Source organism: Streptomyces sp. SID13031, from assembly GCF_010548305.1.
Lineage (GTDB): Bacteria > Actinomycetota > Actinomycetes > Propionibacteriales > Kribbellaceae > Kribbella.
Genome location: NZ_JAAGLV010000005.1, coordinates 381,974 through 404,347 on the forward strand (window position 1 = coordinate 381,974; position 22,374 = coordinate 404,347).

19 protein-coding genes are annotated in these 22,374 nt (G+C 68.3%); 7 read left to right on the forward strand and 12 right to left on the reverse strand.

What is annotated here, in order from left to right; translation table 11 throughout:
* The first annotated feature begins 429 nt into the window (after positions 1-429).
* Positions 430-2,568 carry an elongation factor G-like protein EF-G2 gene (locus G3I17_RS13660; RefSeq protein ID WP_164596359.1) on the forward strand — a complete coding sequence of 713 codons (2,139 nt, stop codon included), beginning with the start codon at positions 430-432 and terminating at the stop codon, positions 2,566-2,568.
* Here the strand turns inward: G3I17_RS13660 and G3I17_RS13665 are convergent.
* Genes G3I17_RS13665 through G3I17_RS13675 form a run of 3 tightly spaced genes read right to left on the reverse strand, consistent with a single transcriptional unit; the run spans position 2,561 to position 5,123 of the window.
* Positions 2,561-3,805, reverse strand: a complete 1,245-nt coding sequence (locus G3I17_RS13665; protein WP_164596360.1) for an AAA family ATPase — start codon at positions 3,803-3,805, stop codon at positions 2,561-2,563. The two genes, G3I17_RS13660 and G3I17_RS13665, sit on opposite strands and share 8 nt — an antisense overlap.
* Positions 3,802-4,677, reverse strand: a complete 876-nt coding sequence (locus tag G3I17_RS13670) for a tetratricopeptide repeat protein (protein ID WP_164596361.1) — start codon at positions 4,675-4,677, stop codon at positions 3,802-3,804. Before G3I17_RS13670 ends, G3I17_RS13665 begins: the two co-directional genes overlap by 4 nt.
* Positions 4,674-5,123: a hypothetical protein gene (locus G3I17_RS13675; protein WP_164596362.1), complete on the reverse strand. Its 450-nt coding sequence runs from the start codon at positions 5,121-5,123 to the stop codon at positions 4,674-4,676. Before G3I17_RS13675 ends, G3I17_RS13670 begins: the two co-directional genes overlap by 4 nt.
* Before the next feature lie 58 nt (positions 5,124-5,181).
* Here G3I17_RS13675 and G3I17_RS13680 point away from each other — a divergent pair, with 58 nt between their 5' ends.
* Entirely contained in the window at positions 5,182-5,586 is a 405-nt protein-coding gene (locus G3I17_RS13680) for an HIT domain-containing protein (RefSeq protein ID WP_164596363.1), read from the forward strand.
* A gap of 44 nt (positions 5,587-5,630) precedes the next feature.
* On the opposite strand, the gene G3I17_RS13685 is transcribed toward G3I17_RS13680, so the two are convergent.
* Genes G3I17_RS13685 through pgsA form a run of 3 tightly spaced genes read right to left on the reverse strand, consistent with a single transcriptional unit; the run spans position 5,631 to position 8,426 of the window.
* Positions 5,631-6,728 carry a glycosyltransferase family 4 protein gene (locus G3I17_RS13685; RefSeq protein WP_164596364.1) on the reverse strand — a complete coding sequence of 366 codons (1,098 nt, stop codon included), beginning with the start codon at positions 6,726-6,728 and terminating at the stop codon, positions 5,631-5,633.
* Positions 6,729-7,595 carry a phosphatidylinositol mannoside acyltransferase gene (locus G3I17_RS13690; protein WP_164596365.1) on the reverse strand — a complete coding sequence of 289 codons (867 nt, stop codon included), beginning with the start codon at positions 7,593-7,595 and terminating at the stop codon, positions 6,729-6,731.
* 3 nt (positions 7,596-7,598) lie between these two features.
* Complete coding sequence (gene pgsA, locus G3I17_RS13695) at positions 7,599-8,426, reverse strand: phosphatidylinositol phosphate synthase (protein ID WP_164596366.1); 828 nt, start codon at positions 8,424-8,426, stop codon at positions 7,599-7,601.
* 445 nt (positions 8,427-8,871) lie between these two features.
* On the opposite strand from pgsA, the gene G3I17_RS13700 reads away from it, so the two are divergent.
* Positions 8,872-9,801: a hypothetical protein gene (locus G3I17_RS13700; protein ID WP_203590123.1), complete on the forward strand. Its 930-nt coding sequence runs from the start codon at positions 8,872-8,874 to the stop codon at positions 9,799-9,801.
* A gap of 89 nt (positions 9,802-9,890) precedes the next feature.
* On the opposite strand, the gene G3I17_RS13705 is transcribed toward G3I17_RS13700, so the two are convergent.
* Both G3I17_RS13705 and thrS read right to left on the reverse strand, forming a co-directional pair.
* A complete protein-coding gene (locus G3I17_RS13705) occupies positions 9,891-10,469 on the reverse strand; it encodes an HIT domain-containing protein (RefSeq protein ID WP_164596367.1) in 579 nt (192 codons plus the stop codon).
* On the reverse strand, positions 10,466-12,490 hold the full coding sequence (thrS, locus tag G3I17_RS13710) for a threonine--tRNA ligase (protein WP_164596368.1): 2,025 nt from the start codon (positions 12,488-12,490) through the stop codon (positions 10,466-10,468). The genes G3I17_RS13705 and thrS overlap by 4 nt, the downstream gene beginning before the upstream one ends.
* A 223-nt stretch (positions 12,491-12,713) precedes the next feature.
* On the opposite strand from thrS, the gene G3I17_RS13715 reads away from it, so the two are divergent.
* Genes G3I17_RS13715 through G3I17_RS13725 form a run of 3 tightly spaced genes read left to right on the forward strand, consistent with a single transcriptional unit; the run spans position 12,714 to position 15,066 of the window.
* Positions 12,714-13,628 (forward strand): ATP-binding cassette domain-containing protein, encoded by a 915-nt coding sequence (locus tag G3I17_RS13715; protein ID WP_164596369.1) that lies wholly within the window; start codon positions 12,714-12,716, stop codon positions 13,626-13,628.
* The gene (locus tag G3I17_RS13720) at positions 13,625-14,272 is read left to right on the forward strand and encodes a DedA family protein (RefSeq protein WP_164596370.1); all 648 of its coding nucleotides are present in this window, start codon (positions 13,625-13,627) and stop codon (positions 14,270-14,272) included. The genes G3I17_RS13715 and G3I17_RS13720 overlap by 4 nt, the downstream gene beginning before the upstream one ends.
* On the forward strand, positions 14,269-15,066 hold the full coding sequence (locus G3I17_RS13725; protein ID WP_164596371.1) for an ABC transporter permease: 798 nt from the start codon (positions 14,269-14,271) through the stop codon (positions 15,064-15,066). Before G3I17_RS13720 ends, G3I17_RS13725 begins: the two co-directional genes overlap by 4 nt.
* A gap of 98 nt (positions 15,067-15,164) precedes the next feature.
* Here the strand turns inward: G3I17_RS13725 and G3I17_RS13730 are convergent, their stop codons facing one another.
* The 4 genes from G3I17_RS13730 to G3I17_RS13745 form a co-directional block, all read right to left on the reverse strand.
* Entirely contained in the window at positions 15,165-16,709 is a 1,545-nt protein-coding gene (locus tag G3I17_RS13730; protein ID WP_164596372.1) for an AAA family ATPase, read from the reverse strand.
* A 217-nt stretch (positions 16,710-16,926) separates the two neighbouring features.
* Entirely contained in the window at positions 16,927-17,595 is a 669-nt protein-coding gene (locus G3I17_RS13735; protein ID WP_164596373.1) for a response regulator transcription factor, read from the reverse strand.
* Positions 17,592-19,199: a histidine kinase gene (locus tag G3I17_RS40710; RefSeq protein WP_164596374.1), complete on the reverse strand. Its 1,608-nt coding sequence runs from the start codon at positions 19,197-19,199 to the stop codon at positions 17,592-17,594. The genes G3I17_RS13735 and G3I17_RS40710 overlap by 4 nt, the downstream gene beginning before the upstream one ends.
* A gap of 64 nt (positions 19,200-19,263) precedes the next feature.
* Entirely contained in the window at positions 19,264-20,379 is a 1,116-nt protein-coding gene (locus G3I17_RS13745; RefSeq protein WP_164596375.1) for a GntR family transcriptional regulator, read from the reverse strand.
* A gap of 188 nt (positions 20,380-20,567) precedes the next feature.
* Between G3I17_RS13745 and G3I17_RS13750 the strand changes: the two genes are divergently transcribed.
* Entirely contained in the window at positions 20,568-22,040 is a 1,473-nt protein-coding gene (locus G3I17_RS13750) for a glycosyltransferase family 39 protein (protein ID WP_203590125.1), read from the forward strand.
* The last annotated feature ends 334 nt before the right edge of the window (positions 22,041-22,374 follow it).

Below are 22,374 nucleotides of genomic sequence, written 5' to 3' on the forward strand. Positions count from 1 at the left end.
TCACCTACGCCTCCCCCACAGCCGCCGCGCCAACCACAGCCCGGCGCCACCGCGACTTTGTGCACGACCTGAGCAACAACCGACGCCCAGAACACTCACGTCATGCACAAAGTCGCGCCCGTCACCGGGCCCGGGCGGGCCGGCCTGGGCGGGCCGGGTCGGGCCTGGCGGGTCGGCCTGGGCGGGTCGGGTCGGGCCTGGGCGGGTCGCGCCCGTCGCCGGGCTTGGGCGGGTCGGGCCGACGTCGGCTGCGCGCGCGTGCTGCCGGCGGGCTCGGCTTGTGGTCCGGGTGAGCGCTTGTAGGGGTTGGGTGCTCTGGTCGTGCGCAAAGTTGGTGAGGGCGGGGTTGGTGGGTGCGGGTGAAGGGGTGGCTTGGTCTTGTGTTGGGTGGGGGGTTGGGGGAATGGTGGGTGGACCAGGAGGGACGTCATGGCAGACAAGGCGAGTAGTTCCCAGGGCGGTGGTGCTGCTCCCGTCGCGGACAGCCCGGCCGCCATCCGTAACGTGGTGCTCGTCGGGCCGTCGGGTGCCGGCAAGACCACTCTCGTCGAGGCCTTGCTGGTCGCCTCCGGAGTGCTGTCCAGACCGGGCACCGTCGTCGACGGTACGACGGTGTGCGACTGCGACGACGCGGAGATCCGGCAGCAGCGGTCGGTCGGGCTGGCGCTCGCCCCGCTCCCCCACAACGGTGTGAAGGTCAACCTGATCGACACCCCTGGGTATGCCGATTTCGTGGGCGAGCTCCGGGCCGGCCTCAGGGCGGCGGATTGCGCTCTCTTCGTCCTCGCGGCGAACGAGAGCATCGACGAACCGACCAAGGCGCTCTGGCAGGAATGCGACCGGGTCGGCATGCCGCGCGCCGTCGTGATCACCAAACTCGACCACGCCCGGGCGAACTACGAGAACGCGCTCTCCGCGGCCCAGGACGCCTTCGGTGACAAGGTCCTCCCGCTCTACCTCCCCGCCGGCACGGGGCTGGTCGGTCTGCTGTCGCAGACGCAATACGAGTACGACCGCGGCAAACGCAGCACGCGCGCGCCCGACCCGCAGTACGCCGATCAGCTCGAAGAACTCCGTGGCACGCTGATCGAGGGCATCATCGAGGAGTCCGAGGACGAGTCGCTGATGGAGCGCTATCTCGGTGGCGAGGAGATCGGCCAGGACGTACTCGTCGAGGACCTCGAGGCAGCGGTTGCTCGCGGGTCGTTCTTCCCCGTCATCCCGGTCTGCAGCGGGACCGGCGTCGGCACGATGGAGCTGCTCGAGGTCGCGACGAGTGGGTTCCCGTCGCCGCCCGAGCACCCGCTGCCCGAGGTGTTCACGCCGCACGGCGTACCGCGCAATAAGCTCGACTGCGACCCGAACGGGCCGTTGCTGGCCGAGGTGGTGAAGACGACGTCGGATCCGTACGTCGGCAGGGTCAGCCTGGTGCGGGTGTTCTCCGGCACCATCAGGCCCGACACGACGGTTCACGTGTCGGGCCATTTCACGTCCTTCTTCGGTGCCGCGAACAGCCACGCCGACCACGACGAGGACGAGCGGATCGGAACCCTCTCGTTCCCGCTCGGCAGGCAACAGCGGCCGGCCACCACGGTGGTCGCTGGTGATCTGTGCGCGATCGGCCGGCTCACCCATGCGGAGACCGGGGACACGCTCTCCGACAAGGCCGATCCGTTGCTGCTCAAGCCGTGGACGATGCCCGAGCCGCTGCTACCGATCGCAGTACAGGCGCATGCGAAGACCGATGAGGACAAGCTGTCGGTCGGGTTGCAGCGGCTGGCTGCCGAGGACCCGACACTACGGATCGAGCAGAACCCCGAGACGCATCAGATCGTCTTGTGGTGCATGGGCGAGGCGCACTCGGACGTAGTACTGGATGCCTTGGCCAACCGGTACGGCGTGACTGTGGACACCGTCGAGCTGCGGGTGCCGCTGCGGGAGACCTTCGGAGGCAAGGCGAAGGGGCACGGGCGGCATGTGAAGCAGTCCGGCGGACATGGGCAGTACGCCGTGTGCGACATCGAGGTTGAGCCGTTGCCGCAGGGATCGGAGTTCGAGTTCGTCGACAAGGTCGTCGGTGGGTCCGTGCCGCGGCAGTTCATCCCGAGTGTGGAGAAGGGCATCCGGGCGCAGATGGAGAAGGGCGTCGGCGCCGGGTATCCGATGGTCAACATCCGGGTGACGCTGCTCGATGGGAAGTCGCACAGCGTCGACTCGTCCGACATGGCGTTCCAGATGGCCGGTGGGCTGGCGCTTCGCGAGGCGGCGACCGCGACGAAGGTGAATCTGCTGGAGCCTGTCGATCTCGTCTCGGTACTGACCCCCGACGAACTGGTCGGCTCGGTGATGAGTGACCTGTCCGGTCGAAGGGGCCGCCTACTCGGTACCGAGCGCGTCGGCGAGGACCGCACTCTGGTGAAGGCCGAAGTCCCGCAGGTGGAGATCACCCGCTATGCCATCGACCTCCGCTCCCTGTCCCACGGCGCAGCGTCCTTCACCCGCGCCTTCAGCCGCTACGAAGCGATGCCGGACTCAGCAGTCCAGCGGATGAAGGCGAGCGTCAGCTGAGCCGGCGGCGGATCTCCTTGGACTGGAGGTAGGTCGCCACGTCGTCATAACGCTCGGACTGGTTGGCGAACTCGATGTAGGAGCGAACCCGGTGCAGCCAGTCCAGAGTCGACGGCTTCACCGTTGGCAGCGCGGCTGACACGTGCTGCATCGACAACGGCGGCTCACCACCGTTCGCCAGGGCCTCGTCGATCACGTGATCCACCCCGCGTTCGACCAGCGCGCGAAGGTCGGCACCACTGAACATCGGCGTCTGCGCGGCGAGCTCTTTCAAGTCGATGCCAGTTGTCGGTACGTCCTTCAGCACCACCGAGAGGATGTCGGCGCGAGCAGGCTCGTCCGGCGGCGGTACGAAGATCACTCGATCGAAACGCCCCGGCCGCAGCATCGCCTCGTCGACGTCCCACGGCGCGTTCGTGGCGGCGAGGACGAGCAGCCCATCGTTGTTGGAGCCGATCGCGTCCATCTCCTGCAGCAGGATGTCGACCAGCCGCCGCGACTCCGACCCGCCGTGCTTGTGCCGCGCGAAGGCCAGCGCGTCCAGCTCGTCGAGGAACAGCACACACGGCGCATTCGCCCGCGCCCGCTCGAAGGCCTTGTGCAGGTTCTTCTCGGACACCCCGAGGTACGGGTCCATCACGTCCTCGATCCGGACGTTGACGAACGGCAGCCCACACTCCCCCGCGGTCGCCCGCGCGAGCAACGTCTTGCCGCACCCGGGCGGCCCGTAGAGCATCACGCCTCCGCCCGACCTCCGCCCGTACTTCGAGTAGAGCTCCGGACGGCTGAGCGGCAGGATCACCATCCGGTGGATCACCCGCTTGATCTCCTCCATCCCACCGACCTGGTCGAAGGTCGTGGTCTCCCCAACCGCGTCACTCGTGAAGCCCGGTTCGTCCTCGGGCCCGACCTTGACCCGTACGCCGCTGCGCTCGGTGACCATCTCATCGACCAACTGCTGCAGCCGCCCGGTCCCCTCGACGACTCCCGCCTGCCTCGCCGCCTCGAGGCAGCCCCGCAGCAACGCGAGGCGCCCGTTGGCCGCGGCCAATTCACCGACCGGTACCAGCTGGTCGGCCGGAAGGCCTTGCTGATCGAGCAGTACGACGTACTGGTCGAGGGCCGACTCGGTCTCGTCCGCGGCGACGAGCGTCTCGGCGAGGATGAGGCGGAGCAGGACGTCGTCCGGGCTGGCCTCGACCGCCTTGCGCAGCGCGGAGATCCGGTCGTTCGTCATGTTCCCCATTTCCGGTTGATCAGGCGGCGTACCAGCGGTGGCGCGACCCATGAGTAGACGCAGAACGCGAACCAGCCGATCGCGAAGATCGTTGACAAGGCACCGAAGCCGGCCGCACTCAGCCCGTAGATGATCGCGACAGCGCAGATCCAGACCACTAGCGGGTTGAACCGCTGGAAAGGTCGCAGCGGCAGCAACAGCGGGTGGTTGATCAGCTTGGCTTCGCGAGCCGCTCCCCGCAGGTCGCCATCGGCCGGGTTGGCCGCGGCAGCCGAGGCGAGAGAGCGGTATCCCGACCTGGCATCACCCGTCAGCATGGACGCCGTACCGTGCAGGGCCTGCGCTCCCGGATCCTCGGGATCGGCAGAGAGCGCTTCCTGGCTGTGCCTGCGCATGTCCTCGTGCCTGCCTTGCGCGAAGGCGACCTGCGCACGCGCTGACGAAACCGACGCACTCTCAGGCGCGAACGACGCAGCACGCTCGACGAGGGCGGCCGCCTTCTCCGTCTGGCCCGCAGCAAGGCAGACCATCGCGTAGCCGAGCAGCAGGTCTGCCTCGTTCGGGTTCAGGCTGAGGCCTTGCAGGTAGACCGCTTCCGCCTCCTGCAACTGTCCGGCTGCCCGCAGTGCGGAGCCGAGCAATTGGAGCAGCGGCACTGACAGGCCATAGTGCGACAGTCCGTCACGTAGTACGGAGATCGCTTCCTCGTTGCGATCAAGCGCGTGTAGCGCGGCGCCACGGAACAGGAACGCGCGGTAGTCGAGCGCCGCGTCACCCCACAGCCCCTGGAGCTCCGTGAGAGTCCGCTCAGGATGGCCGATCTGCAACCAGTGGCCGGCCATCTGGAGCCTGGCCTCGGTCGGCTCGTTCATACCGCGATCACCACCAGTGCGAGTAGGACGACCTCGAGCAGACCGCAACCGATCACCGCGGCGAGCCCTGGTCCCCACAGCGACTTGTACTCCGTACCGCGCAACTGGAACGCGCGATCCATCGGCTGCTGGAACCGCAACTGGACCAGGCAGGTCAGGATCGCGATCACCCGGATCACCACCCGCGTCCCCGACGAGGCCGTCACCTCATCGGTCAACAACGCGATCGCGACCGCGGCGAGCACCAGCCCGGCAAAACCGGTCAGCAGGATCAGCCGCCGTCCGCTCGCCGGTACGCCGAGGCGGCGTGCGTTCAGCGACGCGATCACGGTGGTCGCGATGACCCCGCCGAAGAACGCCACATAGGCCTGCGACATCAACCGCCAGGGACGCACGGACAGGTCGACGTCCGCGCCGATGGTTGGGCGCAGCAGGTCGTCCGGCATGGGCTCCCCTATGGGCACTGATGAATCGGAGCGGGCCTGCGCAGTTTAGCCTGGCCAGATGACCGAGAACTGCCTCTTCTGCGGGATCGTGGCCGGCACCATCCCGTCCCAGCAGGTTGCCGAGAACGACCGGGCGATCGCCTTCATGGACATCAACCCCGCCACCCGCGGCCATCTGCTCGTCATCCCGCGCGAACACTCCGCCGATCTGCGGGAGAGCGCTCCCGAGGATCTCATCGCCGCGACGCTGCTGGCCCAGTCGCTGGTCACCCGGGTGATCGACCGCCTCGACGCCGACGGCGCCAACCTGCTCAGCTGCATCGGCGCCGACGCCTGGCAGTCGGTCTTCCATACTCACCTGCACGTCATCCCCCGCTACAAGAACGACCCGCTCCAACTCCCCTGGCACCCGACCCCGGGCGACTTCGACGCCATCGCCACGACAGCGGCCGAACTCCGTTGAGCTGAAGAACGCCGATCGCGGACGCAATAGGTGCGCCTCGACTGCTATCGGCGCGCGACCAGCTCGTAGACGGCGACGAGTTCACCGACCAGATTGCCCCAGTCATACCTCGGTACTGCGGCGCGCCCCGCCTCGCGCAGTTTGTCGCGCTCGTCCGGCGACCCCAGCAGCCGGGATGCCTGCGCGGCCAGCGCGTCCGGATTGCCGGGCTCGAACAGTTCGCCCAAGCGACCGCCGTCCAGCACTTGCCGGAACGCGGCGAGATCGCTCGCCAGGACGGGTGCGCCCGCAGCCATTGCCTCCAGCAGCACGATCCCGAAACTCTCGCCACCAAGATGCGGCGCGACGTACACGTCCGACCCGGCCAGCATGTCCGCGCGGGCGATGTCGTCGATCGCGCCGAGGAAGAGCACGTTGTCGCGACAGTGCTCCGGTAGCGCGCGACGCGCGTCGTCGGCCTGTCCGGTGCCGGCCACCAACACCAGTACCCGCGGCCGCGCCGCCACCAATCGTGGTACCGCCGCCATCAGTACGCCGAGGCCTTTGCGTGGCTCGTCCATCCGGCCGAGAAAGCTGATCGTGCCGTGGGCGCCTTGCCACTCGGGGCGGATCCGGCCGGCGAAACGAGCCGTGTAGAGGCCGTTCGGGATCACCACGGCCTCGCCACCGATGTGCTGCACCATCATCGAGCGCGCGTTCTCCGAGACCGCGATCCTGGCGTCGAGCTTCTCCAGCGCGGGCCGCAACAGCCCGGCCGCTGCACTCATCGCCCGCGAGCGGACCTGCCAGGTGTGGAAGGTGGCGACGAACGGACCTTCGCCCGCCCAGAGCGCGATGATCGAGGCGCTCGGCGTCGTCGGCTCGTGCACGTGGACGACGTCGAAACCACCTTCAGCCAGCCAGCTCCGCACCCGCGCGGCCGTCCGCGGCCCGAAGGTCACCCGCGCGATCGAGCCGTTGTAGGGCACCCCGACGGCGTGACCTGCCGATACGACGTACGGCGGGACCTTGTGGTCGTCGACCGGTGCGAGTACCGACACTTCGTGGCCGAGGGCAATCAATGCCTCAGCGAGGTCGCGGACGTGGTTCTGCACCCCGCCCGGTGTACCGAGCGAGTACGGGCAGACCAGGCCGATCTTCATTCAGTCCAGAAAGATTCGCTGCAGCATGTGCCAGTCCTGCGGGTGTTCGGCGATGCCGATGGCGAAGGCGTCGGCGCAGCGCTGGGTCATCTTCGCCGGGCCGCCGGCGCGGTCGATCGGGTCGTGGAAGGTGATGACGAGATCCGGGCCGTCGTAGTGCAGGGTCGCTGGGATCAGCGGGGCGCCGGTCCGCACGCTCAGCGCCGCGGGGCCAGCGGGCATCCGGGACTGCCGGCCGAAGAAGTTCACCGGGACGCCTCGCTCCGACAGGTCCCGGTCCGCGACCAAGCAGACGAAACCGCCGGACCGCAGCCGCTCGGCCAGTACTCCGAACACGTGCTCGTCGCTTCCCGTCAGGGCAAGCACCTCCATCCCGAGCTTGGCCCGGTAGGCGACGAAGCGGTCGAACAGGGACTCGGGGCGCAACCGCTCGGCCACGGTCGATACGGGCATACCGGTTCGGCCGGCCCAGGCGCCGGCGTGGTCGTAGTTCGCCAGATGTGGAAGCGCGCAGATCACGCCCTTGCCCGCGTCGTGCGCGTCGCGGAGGAACTTCTCGTTGACCGTCCGAACCCGGCCGACGATGCGCTCGTCATCCCACTCGGGCAGCCGGAACGCTTCCTGCCAGTACCTGAGATAGGACCGCATTCCGGCCCGGGTCAGCGCGTCCAGCTCAGCCGGCGTCGCGCCCGGCCGGACCACGGCGAGGTTGGATCGAAGGCGCTGGACGCCCCGCCCGTCCCGCCGTACGACGAAGTCCGCGATGCGCCGGAAGGCCGCCGTGACGACCGACTCCGGCAACCGCCGGGTCAGCGCCCAGGCCAGCGCGAACGCCAAGTCGACGGCGCGCTGCCGCAATGCCTCCACAGGTCAGCTGGAGCTAGGCGGCAAGCCGGACCCAGGACCAGCCGTCCCGCCATCCGCCGAACCTTCACCCAGACCTAGATCACTCGGCGCCACCCCGTCCGATTCTGCTGCGGTCGGCGCAGTACCGACGGTGCTCCCCGCGGACGGGCCAGTCGGCGCCGTTGCGGCTCCGCTCCCCGCGCCAGCGGGCGTACCGGCTGGGGTGCCTAGGCCGGCGTTGGCTGGGTCGGCGAGGACCTGTTTGCGGACCGACAGAGTGCGCTGGACGACCGTGATGGTGCTCGCGGCGGCCAGGGCGCAGAGGACGATCTTGAGCAGGATCGGGAGGTTGAGGACGTCGGAGAAGAAGCCGACGACCAGCACCGCGACGAGCCGGTCCGAGCGCTCGGCCAGGCCGCCGCTCGCGTGCAGGCCGAGGCTCTCGGCCTTCGCCCGCGCGTACGACGTGGTCGCGCCCATCACCAGCGCCCAGAGGGTGACGCCGGCCATCCACGGGGTGTCGCCGGCGCTGCCCGCGTAGTACAGGACGAGGCCGCCGAAGATCGCGCCGTCGCCCAGCCGGTCCAGCGTGGAGTCCAGGTAGGACCCCCACTTCGACGACGTACCCGAGGTGCGGGCCATGTAGCCGTCGATGAGATCGGAGAAGACGAAACACGTGATCACGACCGCACCCAGCCAGATGTGGCCGCGCGGGAAGAAGATCAGCGCACCGGCACAGACGCCGATGGTGCCGACCAGCGTGACCGCATCAGCGCTCACGCCGAGCTTGAGCAGAAGGTTGGCGATCGGTGCGATCACCTTGGTCCAGAACTGCCGGAATCTGTTAAGCATGGCGACGCGATCGTAGTCCAGCCCAGCCACCGGCCGGTGACGCGCCACCCCGAAGAGCTTCCCCGGACCCCGCCAACAGGCGCAAAATAGCCTCACGCCCACCCGCCGACGGGAGGTCCGTATGACCGAGCCCCGGCCCACAGTCGCACGCCCGAGCCCGCCCACCCCCAGCCCGGCGGACGAGCGCACCTGCACGACACACCAACCCGCCAACTCCCCCCGCCACCCGCAGCAACCAGGCGCAGCCAACCCGCCGCCCAGCGGCTTGGTGGGTGGTGGAGCCCCGGCACTCCCGCGGATGAAGGCCGGGCGGGATGCGCCTCGCGGTGCTCGCCCCTGGCGGGTGGTTGTGGGGTCGGAGGGCCGCCGCGCTGCGCACTCTTGGCGGGCGCTGGTGGGGTGGAATGGGCATCGCGGTGGTTGGCTTTGGCGGGTGGTTGTGGGGATGGTGGTTGTTGGGGCGGTAGCGGGGTGTTCGGTGGCGCGGCGGGCTGATGAGGCTCCGCCGTCGGCGCCGGTGACTGTGCCGGCTGTGGTCGTGCCGACCGTGGTGGCGCCGCCGCAGGCTGAAGGGCTGGACGGGACTGCGGGCGAGGCGGGGGTGAATGTCTGTGTTGCGGTCGCCTGGCCGTTGACCAAGCAGCTCGGGGTATCGGTGGTAGCCAAGCCGTTCTCGTGGAACGACGGTGGGCTACCGGCGCTCGATCTGTGCACCTTGGTACTGGACGGGCGCTCGGTGACGGTCGGCGTGACCGCCCTGCCGAAGCAGCCTGACTCGCTCGAGCGGCTGGCAGCGGGCTCCGGGACGTTGGAGCTGCTTCCCGAGCTCGGGCCCGATGCCCGGATCAGCCCCTCGCGAGTGGTCTTCCCCGTCGACGACCGCGCGGTCAGGCTGCTCTCGGCGGGCGGCATCGACCGCTACCCGACCGGGATCGATCGCGCGAAGGCGGTCGCGATCAGCCAGGCGGTGCGCATCGTCGTACCGAGTCTGATCCGCAGCGCACGCCAGACGGACTCGGCGTGCCAGCTGTCGGCCGCTAGCGCCCAGCGGTTCATCGGCACCATGGTGCTACTCCGGCGCGACTACCGGGTGAACGGCGCGCTGACCTGCATCTGGGGCAGCTTCGACGCGACCTTCTCGATCGTCGAGTCGTTCAACCCAGACACGATCCCCGAAGCCAAGCGCACCCCACCACCGCCGAGGCTCTCATCCATCGGCCGCCCCGGCTACTACCTCCCCGACCAGGGCGAACTCGTCTTCCGCCAGGGCAAGCGCGTCGTCCGGGTCAGCGGCCTGACCAACCCTTCCCGCGAGATCCCCCTCGAAACGCTCCTCGACCTGGTCGCCCCACTCCTGCCGCTCTTCATCAGATGACACAGCATCAGATGACACAGCATCAGATGGCGCAGCACTAGATGACGCAGCGTCAGGTGTGGCGCAACATCAGGTAGACCTTCGCGAAGTCAGGCAGTCGGCCAGGACTTCGCGAGTAGCGCGCGCGTCTCCGACAGCAACTGCGGCAGCACCTTCGTCTGCGCGATCACCGGCATGAAGTTGGCATCGCCACCCCACCGCGGCACCACGTGCTGATGCAGATGCGCCGCGATCCCGGCTCCGGCGATCTCGCCCTGATTCATCCCGATGTTGAAGCCATGAGCAGCCGACACGATCCGCACCGCCTGCATGGCCTGCTGCGTCAGCGTCGCGACGTCGCTGACCTCGTCCGGCGTCAGCTCGGTGTAGTCGGCGACATGCCGATAGGGCACGACCATCAAATGCCCCGGGTTGTACGGATACAGATTCAGTACCGCGTACGCCGCCGTCGACCGCCGCACGATCAGCCCGTCCACATCGGACAGCGATGGCATCCGGCAGAACGGGCACCCGTTCCCCGCCTCGCCCGTGGTCGGCTTGTTCTCCCCGACGATGTAGGCCATCCGGTGCGGAGTCCACAGCCGCAGGAACGGATCCGGCACGCCGACCCCGTCCTGCTCCTCCACACCATCGAGCTCGTACGGCGTATCGCCGGGGAGATCGGTCATACCTGCACGCGCTTCTCGACGGCCTCGACGATCTCGGCGATGGCGTCGGCGATCGGGACGCCGTTCTTCTGGGAGCCGTCGCGGTAGCGGAAGGAGACCGAACCGGCCGCCATGTCCTCGTCACCCGCGATCAGCATGTACGGCACCTTCGACTTCTGCGCGTTGCGGATCTTCTTCTGCATCCGGTCGTCGGAGGCGTCGACCTCGATCCGGATCCCGGCCGCCTTGAGCTGCTTCGAGATCTCGAACAGGTAGTCCACGTGGCCGTCGGTGATCGGGATGCCGACCACCTGGACCGGCGCGAGCCAGGGCGGGAAGACGCCGGCGTAGTGCTCGGTCAGGACGGCGACGAACCGCTCGATCGAGCCGAACAGCGCGCGGTGGATCATCACCGGCCGCTGCCGCGAGCCGTCGGGTGCCGTGTACTCCAGCTCGAACCGCTCCGGCAGGTTGAAGTCCAGCTGGATCGTCGACATCTGCCAGGTCCGGCCGATCGCGTCCCGCGCCTGGACCGAGATCTTCGGGCCGTAGAACGCGGCGCCCTCCGGATCCGGGACCAGCTCCAGGCCCGAGCCCTCGGCCACCTCACGCAGGGTGTTGGTGGCCTCCTCCCAGACCTCGTCGGACCCGACGGACTTCTCCGGGTTCCTGGTCGAGAGCTCCAGGTAGAAGTCGTCCAGGCCGTAGTCGGCCAGCAGCCCGAGGACGAAGTTCAGCAGCCCCCGCAGCTCGTCACGCATCTGCTCGCGGGTGCAGTAGATGTGCGCGTCGTCCTGGGTGAAGCCGCGCGCCCGGGTCATACCGTGGATGACGCCCGACTTCTCCAGCCGGTACACCGTGCCGAACTCGAACAGCCGCAGCGGCAGCTCGCGGTAGGACCGGCCGCGCGAGTCGAAGATCAGGTTGTGCATCGGGCAGTTCATCGGCTTCAGGTAGTAGTCCTGGCCCTGCTTGCGGATCTCGCCGTCCGGCCCGCGCTCCTCGTCCAGGTGCATGGGCGGGTACATACCGTCGGCGTACCAGTCCAGGTGGCCCGAGGTCTGGAAGAGCTGCGCCTTGGTGATGTGCGGCGTGTAGACGAACTCGTACCCGTCTTCGACGTGCCGCTGGCGCGAGTAGTCCTCCATCACCTTGCGGAGGACGCCGCCCTTGGGGTGGAAGACGGCCAGACCGGAGCCGATCTCGTCCGGGAAGCTGAACAGGTCCAGCTCGGTGCCGAGCTTGCGGTGGTCACGCTTGGCGGCCTCTTCGAGGCGGTTCAGGTACGCCTTGAGCTCGTCGCGGGTGTCCCACGCGGTGCCGTAGATACGCTGCAGCTGCGGGTTCTTCTCGCTCCCCCGCCAGTACGCCGCGGCGACGCGCATCAGCTTGAAGTTGCCCAAGTACCCGGTTGCGGGCACGTGCGGCCCGCGGCACAGATCCTTCCAGGCGACGCTGTCGTCGCGCCGGATGTTGTCGTAGATCGTCAGCTCGCCCGCGCCGACCTCGACCGAAGCACCCTCGGCGGCATCGGCCGACGCCGAGCCCTTGATACCGATCAGCTCCAGCTTGTACGGCTCTGCGGCCAGCTCGCTGCGCGCGTCGTCGTCCGAGACCACCCGGCGGCTGAACCGCTGCCGCTCCTTGATGATCTGCTGCATCTTCTTCTCGAGCTTGGTCAGATCCTCCGGGGTGAACGGGGTCGCCACGTCGAAGTCGTAGTAGAAACCGTTCTCGACCGGCGGGCCGATGCCCAGCTTGGCGTCCGGGAACAGGTCCTGGACGGCCTGCGCGAGCACGTGCGCGGTCGAGTGCCGGATGATGGCCAGCCCGTCGGCGGACGACGCCAGCACCGGCACGATCTCGTCGCCGTCGGCGACCACCCGGGCCAGGTCGCGCAGCTCCCCGTTGACCTTGGCGGCGATGGCGGAGCGGTCCTGGCCGAAGATCTCGGCGAACAGCTCTCCGACGGTCGTCGTCTCGGTCACACTCCGCTCAGCCTCGCCCTCGACGCCGATCAGATGGACCTTGACTTCGGACACGTTCACTCCTCGAGTACGCCGCCCCGCCGTGCGCGGGCCGTCACATCGCAGATGGTATCGACTCGGCTCGCGGACTGCTGCGGCCCATCCACAGGGGGACGCCAACCGCCGGAAACCTGACGAAAGTCAGGGGTGGGTGAATCCGATAGTCCGATGTTTCGCAGGCCGCGGATTCCTAGGTTCGTAGTGACGCAGTGACACTGGCGAATCAGAAGGGCTCCGCGTGATCACCCTCGAAGCACTGAGCAAACGGTACGGCGACACGACGGCCGTCGACGGGCTGGATCTGACCGTCTCCGCCGGCCGGGTGACCGGCTTCCTCGGCCCGAACGGCGCCGGCAAGTCGACCACGATGCGGATGATCCTCGGCCTCGACACCCCCACCGACGGCCGCGCGCTCGTCGACGGACGCCCGTACGCCGCTTGGCCGGTCCCGTTGACCAAGGTCGGCGCCTTGCTCGACGCCAAGGCGCTGCACCCGCGTCGTACCGCTCGCAATCACCTGATCGCGATGGCCCGCAGCAACGGCATCCCGGTCAGCCGGGTCGACGAGGTGCTCTCGATCGTCGGCCTGGACGAGGTCGGCCGCAAGCGCGCCGGACAGTTCTCCCTGGGCATGGGCCAGCGACTAGGGATCGCCGGCGCACTGCTCGGGGACCCCGAAGTACTGATGTTCGACGAACCGGTCAACGGTCTCGACCCGGACGGCGTCCGCTGGGTTCGCCGGCTGATGCGCAAGCTCGCCGTGGAAGGCCGGACCGTTTTCGTCTCCAGCCATCTGATGAGCGAGATGCAGCTGACCGCCGACCAGCTCATCGTGATCGGCCGCGGCCGCTTGATCGCCGATGCACCGATCGCGGACGTCATCGCAGGCTCATCCCGTACCACCGTGCGAATCCGAATCCCAGCTCCAGCCGAGCTTGCCCTGCTGCGAGACAGCTTGGCCGGCGAGGCGGATCAGGTCGATGAGGGACCCAACCAGCTGATCGTGGCCGGCGTGCCGGCTGAGCGGATCGGTGACCTCGCGCATGAGCTCGGCGTACGGCTGCATGAGCTGCATACCGAGCGCGCCTCGCTCGAGGAGGCCTACATGGAGCTCACCGCGGACAGCGTCCAGTACGGCGTGGTGGCGGGATGAGCGACTCGATCCTGCACTTCACCCAGGAACTGATGTCGTCGTGGTGGATCTATCTGGCCCTGTTCGGCTTCGCCGCGCTGGACGGGTTCTTCCCCGCGATCCCGAGCGAGACGCTCGTCGTCACGGCCGGCGTCTTCGCCGCCTCCACCGGCGAGCCCGACCTGCTCCTCGTGATCGCGATGGCGGCGGCCGGCGCCTTCCTCGGCGACCACCTCTCTTACGTTCTCGGTCGCGGCGCAGGCGGCCGGTTGCTCGACCGCCTCGAACCGGGGACGAAGCGGCACAAGATGTCGCGGTGGGCGCGCAACGCGCTCGAGGAGCGCGGCGGACTGGTACTGATCGTCGCCCGCTACATCCCCGGCGGCCGGACCGCCGTGACGCTGACGATGGGCGCGGTCCGCTATCCGCTCCGCAACTTCTCGCTCTTCGCCGCTCTCGCAGCGTCCAGTTGGGGCCTGTACTGCGCGCTGGTCGGCTACATCGGCGGCAAGGCCTTCGAGGACAACCCGCTCAAGGGCGTCGCGCTCGGCATCGGTCTGGCCCTCGGCGTGACGTTGATCGTCGAGCTGGTTCGGCACAAGCGGCGTACCCCTGAACCTCAGGTCGAGGCTGAGCCCCAATTGGTAGAGGCAGGAGAACGATGAGCACGGCAACCATCACCGTCCAGCGAAGGTCGAGCGGGCTACATAACGCGGCCGCCTCGGAGTGGACGAAGCTGTGGACGGTCCGGTCGAGCTGGCTGAACGTCGCGGCCGCGGTCGTCCTCACCGGCTTGCTGGCGATCCAGTTCGGCTTCTCGACGGCCTACGACAACACACATCTCCCACCCGGCGAGATCGCGGAGAAGGCGGCCGTCGGTGGCGTCGCGGTGTCGACGATGACGATCGTCCAGGTGATCGTGGCCGCCTTCGCGATGCTCCTGGTGACGTCGGAGTACTCGACCGGCAGTATCCGCTCCACACTGCAATGGACCCCGGTACGCCGGAACGTAGTACTCGCGAAGGCGATCGTGCTCGCGCCGGTCCTGTTCGCCTACGCCCTCGTACTCGGTGCCGTCGCCGCAATCACCGGCGGCCTGACCATGGGCGAATGGGCCGACTGGGACCTGACCACCCTGGTGGTCGACCTGCTCTCGGTCGCGGCCTACCTGACCCTGGCCGCCCTCTTCACCGCAGGCATCGCCTTCATCATCAGAAGCACCGCCGGCACCCTGACAGCCGCCTTCCTGCTGCTGATCGTCATCCCCCTGATGCTCGCCCAAAGCAGCATCCGCGCCCTGACCTGGCTAGCCGCCCTGCTCCCCGGCGGCGCCGGCCAGAACTACCTGACCGGCACCACCGACCCACTGTCCCCCACCGCAAGCTTCTTCGTCCTGGTGGCCTGGGCAGTAGGCGGCCTATGGGCCGGCGCCACGGTCCTCCAACGCCGGGACGCCTGACCAGAAGTCAGCACCTTGAACACATCGAACGGCGGCCTCGGACAAGAAATGTCCGAGGCCGCCGTTTGGTGTTCGCAGCTTCTCGCCGACGGGCTGGGTCAGCGTGGAACGTTCAGTGCGATGGTGATCTGCTCGGCGACCTTGGCCGCCAGCTCGAGAGCTGCGCGGCGGGTGGCCGGCTGCAGGGCCGAGTGGTCCAGCGGGCCTTCGGCGGCGATGTGCTGGTCCATCGGGATGTCGACGACGGCGGCTGCGCGCGATTCGAAGTACGGGCGGAGCTGCTTCTCGACCTCCTTGTTGACATCGCCAGGGCCGTTGCTGACCGCAATGACCGCGCGCCGGATCAACCGCTGCGCGTCCGGACCCTGGTGGTCGAGCTCCTCCAGCATCTGCACGGCGGCAGCGCAGGACAGGCTCTTCCACTTGATCGGGATCACCAGTACGTCGGACGCCTTCATCGCCTCGCGCCAGTTGCTGGAGCCCTCGTTGTTACCGGTGTCGATCACCAGCACCTTGTAGAAGCGGCTCAGCAGCCGGTGGATCTGGTCGAAGTCCTTCGCCTCGATCTGCGCGTACGTCGTGGTCGCAGACGTCAGTACGTCGTACTGCCCCGACACCTGATGACGCAGGTAGGCGCCGACGTCGCCGAGCCGGGCATCCGGCTGGGTGAGCATCTGCATCGCCTTCAGCAGATCCGTCACGGTCGAGCGGCTGTTCGTGTCGTGCGTGCGAAGGTGCATGTTGCCGCGCAGCTCGTTGTTGTCCCAAGCCACTACACCGCCACCGCGCGCCTGACCGAGCGCGCCGGCCAGCAGCAGCGTGGTCGGCGTCTTGCCAGAGCCGCCCTTGGGGTTCGCGATCGTCACCGTGACCGGCCGCCGGAAGGCAGTCGCCGCGGTGGCCCGTGCGATCCGCTCGAGCCGCTCACCCGTACCGGGCCTGAGCCGCAGCACGCTGCGCACACCCTTCTCGGCCGGAGCTTCCCGCGGCAACGGGAGAGCCTGCAGCAACTCGTCCGCGCGGTACGAGACCTGACGCTCAGGCTGCTGCTGCGACTGCTGGCCCGGAATGCCCTGCGGGAAGAAGTGCTGGGCGGCCGGGGACAGCTGAGGCGACTGCAGGTCACGCGGAGCGACCTGCTCCTGAGCGGGCTGGCTCCACGGGTCAGCGGCCGGCTCCGGAGCGCCGGTCCTGCTCCAGGACTCGCTCACCGGCTCGTGGGTGACGGGCTTGCTCCACGACTCCCCTGCCGGCTGCTCGTGGCCGGCCGACTTGCTCCACGGGTCAGCGGCGGGCTCTGCGGCCGGCGGCTTGGTCCACGGGTCCGTCGCGGTCTTCGGCGTCTCCGCCGGCTGCGACCACGAGTCACCGGGGAACTCCTGGGACAGCGCGTCAAGCTGGCTGTCCTCCGACGCAGACTCCACTACTGTCTCCTCTTCGACCTCGTCCGGGTCGGGAGTCGCCTGGCTGCTCCGCGGCGGAGTACTGGCAGGCGGGTTCTCGGCCGGCGGAGGTGGCGGCGTGGTCGGAGCTGAGTTGGGATCCGGCTGGGTCCAGGACGGGGTCGGCTGCCACATCCTCCGGACCTCGGCCGCTGCCGCTTCCCGGTCCTTGTGCTGTCCGGAGTTGTGCGAGTCGGTCACGACCTAGATCCCCCGATTCTGTGAGGAGGGGGCGGGGCTGCCGCTCCCCTGGGGCTGATGAAGGGGTGTATTGCATGGATATCCCAGGCGCAGTCCACCCGGGAGGTCCACTATCCCATGACCGGGTGTCGAGGCGATGTCACCCGCCGGAGCGTCGGCAGGCCACCCGGATACTGCCCGCCGAAGGCCCTCGCCCACCGCCTCTGACCGGTAGCGGTCAATCGGTGACCAGACCGGCTTCGTAGGCAACGATCGCGGCCTGGACACGGTTCTTCACAGCCAGCCGGGTGAGGACGGCGCTGACGTAGGCCTTCACTGTGCCCTCGACGAGGAACAGCCGGCCGGCGATCTCAGCATTCGACAGCCCAGCACCGACCAGAGCCAGTACCTCGCGCTCGCGCGGAGTGAGCACCTCGACCTGCTCCTTCGCCGCCGCTGCCCGCGCCATCCGGCCACCACCGGTACCGGCGCCCAGCTCAGCAATCACCCGTTGAGCCACCTTCGGCGACAGGTACGCCGCGCCGCCGGCGACCGCCTTGAGCCCCGCGATCAGCTCATGCGGGTCGCCCGACTTGAGCAGGAACCCGCTGGCGCCGTCGCCGAGCGCCTTCGCGATATAGGCGTCCTCGGAGAAGGTGGTCAGGATCACCACCGCGGTCTCCGGAACGGTCCGCTTGATCTCGGCGCCGGCGGCCAGCCCGTCCATCCGTGGCATCCGGATGTCAAGCACGGCGACGTCGGGTCGATGGCGCTGGGCGAGTGCGACGGCCTCCTGCCCGTCGGCAGCCTCGGCGACGACCTCGATCGTGTCGTCCGAGCCGAGGATCGCCCGGACCCCGGCGCGAACCATCGTCTCGTCGTCGGCGAGCAGCACCCTGATCGTCACGGCGTCTCTTCGGTCGTGGGCTGTCCTTCGGTGGTGGGCTGTCCTTCGGGGGTGGGTCGCACGGATCCGGTCGCGACGACGTCCTTGGCCACCAGCACGCCGTGGTGGAAGCACAGCCGGTAGGCGTAGGTGATCGAGAACGGTACGTCGGGCCGGTAGAAGCGGCAGTTCCATTCCTTCGGTTGCTGCACTCTGTCGCTCGGCGGGTCCACCATCTGCATCGCGGGCAGCCGGTCCTCGACCTGTTCAGCCGTCTGGCCGAGCTGGATCGCGTCGTAGTCGGCCGGCCGCAGGATCGAGCTGTGGCCGACGATCAAGTAGTAGCCGAAGGCAACGAGTCCGACGACCGCGCCGATCGCGACCGGCGCGGCGACGGCGGTGATCAGCCCGCGCCGGGCGCTTCGCCGTACAGACGCCCGCTCGTCGGCGGTCGCGGACTCGGCCGGCGCTTCAGGCTCCGGCCGCCCGCCACTCCGCGGGATCCGCGCCACCACCTCAAAACCGCCGGTACTACGGGGCTCGGCGCTCAACGTTCCACCCACGAGCCGCACTCGCTCAGCCAGGCCGGCGAGCCCGCGACCGCCGGACGCACTCGCGGCGACTCCTTGAGCTGCGGTGTTCGCCACCCGTACCTCGACCTGGTCGCCCACCTGGGAGACGGTCACGGTCACCTCGGCGCCGGGCGCGTGCTTGCTGGCGTTGGTGAGCGACTCCTGCACGACGCGATGAACGGCGCGGTCGACCATCGCGGACAACTCGGAAGTCTCTTCCTGGACGAGCTTCACGGCCAACCCAGATGCGGCCGCCCGCTCGACCAGCTCCGCCACCGTCTCCTGGGCCGGAACCACGGACGCCTCGCCATCACGTAGTACGCCGATGATCTCGCCAAGTCGTTCCGTCGCGGTGGCGGCGGCTTCGCGCAGCTCGGTGGCGGCGCGGCGATGACGCTCGGGCAAGTCCGCGTCGACCTCCAGCGCGGCGGCCCGCAACGCGATCAGGCTCAGCTCGTGGCCGACCGAGTCGTGCATGTCCTCGGCGATCCGGGAGCGCTCTCTGAGCCGTTCCTGGGCGATCTCCAGCCGGTGCTCGCGCTCGATCCGCTCAGCGCGATCCCACCCGGCCGTGGCGAGCAGGGCCTGCTGTGCGCGGTACCGGCCGATCAGCCAGGGCAGCACGACGACCAGGAGCGAGAGCAGCAGGACCAGCAGCCAGCTGAGCACGGCCTCGGTGACCGGTACGTCGGGATGCACGGCCAGGCTGAGGATCAGGAACGCGGCCAGCTGAGCGCACGCCATGATCACGAACGGCCGCAGCCGGCTCTCGCGACGCCCGGAAACGTAGCTCAGCAAGGAGATCGCCGGGATCAGCGCGATCGGAACGCCGATCGTGGTGCCGAGGCTGACGGCCAGGATCACCACCTCGGTGGCGATCACGAGGCTCAGACCGATCACAGGCCGGGACCGGCGCAGGAGGACCGCGGCGGCCAGTACGACGAGGCAGCCGGCCCGCATCCAGAGCGGGTCGTGCCGGGCACCGCTCTCCCCGAGCACCAGCAACGAGAGCCCGGCCCAGAGGCCGACGTCTCCCGCGCGCGTCCAGTTCACAGTCCGACGCTACACAGGAGAGCGCTCCCCGCAGTACTGCCGAAAGTCAGTGGGTGGTGCCACCTCAATTGCGGTCGGCATCGACCAGTCGGAACGGGACCAGGGACAACTTCGGCACCGACTCGCCGCGGAGCTGGGCGAGCAGCAGGTCGACCGCCTGTCTGCCCATCTCCCGCTGATCCTGCCGGACATGCAGGAACGGCGGCCCGGCGATCGGATCGCCCGGCGAATCGAAGCAGCCGATCACCAGATCGCGCGGCCGCCCGAGTGCCCGGTCGAGCATCCTGGCCAGGTTGTACTCGCAGGCGACGAAGGCCGTCACCTCGGGGAAGCGCCGCCGGAACGCCCGGATCAGTTCGAGATCGGAGGAAACGCTCTCCGGCGTGAACGAGCCCGGCAACGTACTCCGCAACTCGGTCAGCTGATGCGCCTGGTACCGGCCTGGCTCCCGCTCGGCGAACGCCGTCCGGAACCCTTCCAGCCGGTCCTCGATGCTCGACGTGTTCAACGGTGGCGGCGAGACGAACGCGATCTGCCGATGCCCGCGATCGAGCAGCCGCTCGGTCAGCGCACGCGAGGCGGCGACGTTGTCGGTATGGACGGCAGACACCGGGATCCCGGACAGATGCCGGTCGACGAGTACCAGCGGGAACCCGTCCAGCACCTGCCGCAACAGGCTCGCGTTGTAGAAGTCACCGTGCACCGGGAAGACGATCAGCCCGTCCACCTCCCCTGACGCGACCAGGGACTCCACCGCCCGTTCCTCATCCGCCTGACGCCCGCGCGTCCGCCGTACGATCAAGTTCGCGCCTGCTTCGGCGCATCGCTCCTCGATCGACTGCAGCAACTCCAGCCCGTACGCCTCGGACACATCCGGTATGACGAGGGCGATCGACCCCGGCACCTGGTTGCGCCGGGCCGGGCGGAGCGCTCCCTTGAGCGGCGCGGTCACGCCCTCCAGGTCGGGCAGGTGCTTGACGACGAACGAGCCCTTGCCCCGGATCCGCTCGATCAGGCCGGCCTCACGTAGTACCTCGAGAGCGCGCTTGGACGTGATCCGGCTGACGTCGAACTGCGCAGCCAGCTCCATTTCGGAGGCGACCCGGTCCCCCGGCCCGAGCACGCCACTCCGGATCTCCTCGAGCACATGCGTGCTGATCTGCTCGTACAGCAGGACCACAGTTCGTCGCCTCCCTGGCCGCTCGGGTTGATATACCAAACCAGCCACGGTCACCTGGGGCAAGTGCCGCTGTCGCGCAAGCTGACCTATACCAACCTGTCGGGGTCGCGACCGCGCGAAGCGATCACCACCTTTTGACTGACGGCGAAGGCTTCCCGGTGCCCCCAGCGGACTGACAGCATGCCGCCATGATTCGTGCTGGGGAGGGTTTCGCGACTCGGCCGGTGGCCGCGATCGCGGCCGCGCTGGCCGTAGTACTGACAGCTTTGTCGGGGCGCTACGGATTCCATCGCGACGAGCTGTACTTCCTGGTCGCAGCCGACCACCTGGCCTGGGGCTACGTCGACCAACCACCCCTGACGCCTTTGCTCGTGCGACTGTCCACCGACATCTTCGGCGCCACCCCGATGGGCCTGCGAGTGCTCTCGACGATCACCAGCGCGCTGACGGTCGTCGTAGTGGCGTTGATCGCCCGCGAATTCGACGCCACCCGCCGGGCCCAGATCCTCGCGGCCACCTTCGCCGCGGTCTCAGGCTTCGTGATGGGCGTCGGCCACCTGGCCTCGACCGCGACCTACGACCTGCTCGCCTGGATGGCCATCGCCCTGCTCGCGATCAAACTCCTCCGCACCGGCAACGGCCGCTGGTGGGTAGCCATCGGCCTGGCCACCGGAATCGCCTTGGAGAACAAGTACCTGGTCGTACTACCCCTGGCCGCACTCCTGATCGCAGTGCTCATCACCGGCCCCCGCGCCGTACTACGAAGCCCGTGGCTCCTGGTCGGCCTAGCCGTCGCCGGCATCATCGCCGCCCCCAATCTGATCTGGCAGGCAACCCACGACTGGCCCCAACTAACCGTCGCCAGCGGCATCAGCGAAGACGACGGCACCGAGAACCGCATCATGTTCGTCCCCCTCCAACTCCTCCAGCTATCCCCCTTCCTGGTGCCGATCTGGATAGCCGGCTTCCTCCACCTCTGGCGCTCCCTCCACTGGGCCCGCGCCATCGCCCTCGCCTACCCAGTGCTTTGCGTCGTAGTACTGGCTCTCGGCGGCAAGTCCTACTACGCCCTACCTCTACTCCTGGTACTAGTCGCAGCCGGTAGCCAACCAACCCTCGACTGGCTAACAACCCGACGCCGCCGCATCTCCCTGACAGCCGGCCTAGTACTGACCGCCTTAACCTCAGCCCTCTTCACCCTGCCCGTCCTACCGGCCTCAGCAGTCAACTTCGTCATCCCCGTCAACGCCGAACAAGGCGAACAGATCGGCTGGCCCCAACTCACCACCGCGGTAGCCGACGCCTGGAACCAAATCCCCGAAGCCCAGCAAGCCCGCGCAGTCCTCCTAGCCGGCAACTACGGCCAAGCAGGCGCCCTAGCCAAATACGGCCCAGACCAAGGCCTGCCCCAGCCCTACTCCGGCCACATGAGCTTCCACGACTGGTCCCACCCCTCCGACATGCAAGACGGCCCAGTCCTCCTGATAGAGCAAGAACGAAACCCCACCTACGAAGCAAACTTCACCAACTGCACCCAAGTAGCCCGAGTGGACAACGGCATCAGCGCAGACAACGAAGAACAGGGAACAGCCCTAGTCCTCTGCACCGGCACGAAAGCCCCCTGGTCAGAGACCTGGCCAGCCCTACGCCGGTACTACTAACAAACCTGACCCCGCCCCCTGCACCCTCACCGCCTTCGGTGAACAGCGCCATGCTGCCCTAGCCGCACGTCTGACTGACCACCGCGAATTGATCACCCCCCCATCCCAAAGCCGGCCACAGCTCGCCAGCCGCCGAACAACCCGCCAGTCGAGCCAGGTTCCCTTTGAAAGAAGGGTTTAGGTGGAAACAAACTTGCACCTGGCGACCCTGGTGTCAGGGGATTGTCGCAACGCCTTTCAGAGTTGGAGGGCTGTTGTGGGGAGATCGAAGTTGTCGCCGGAGCGTCGGCGGTTGGTGCTGGACTTGTTGAGTCAGGGCCATAAGCCGATGGAA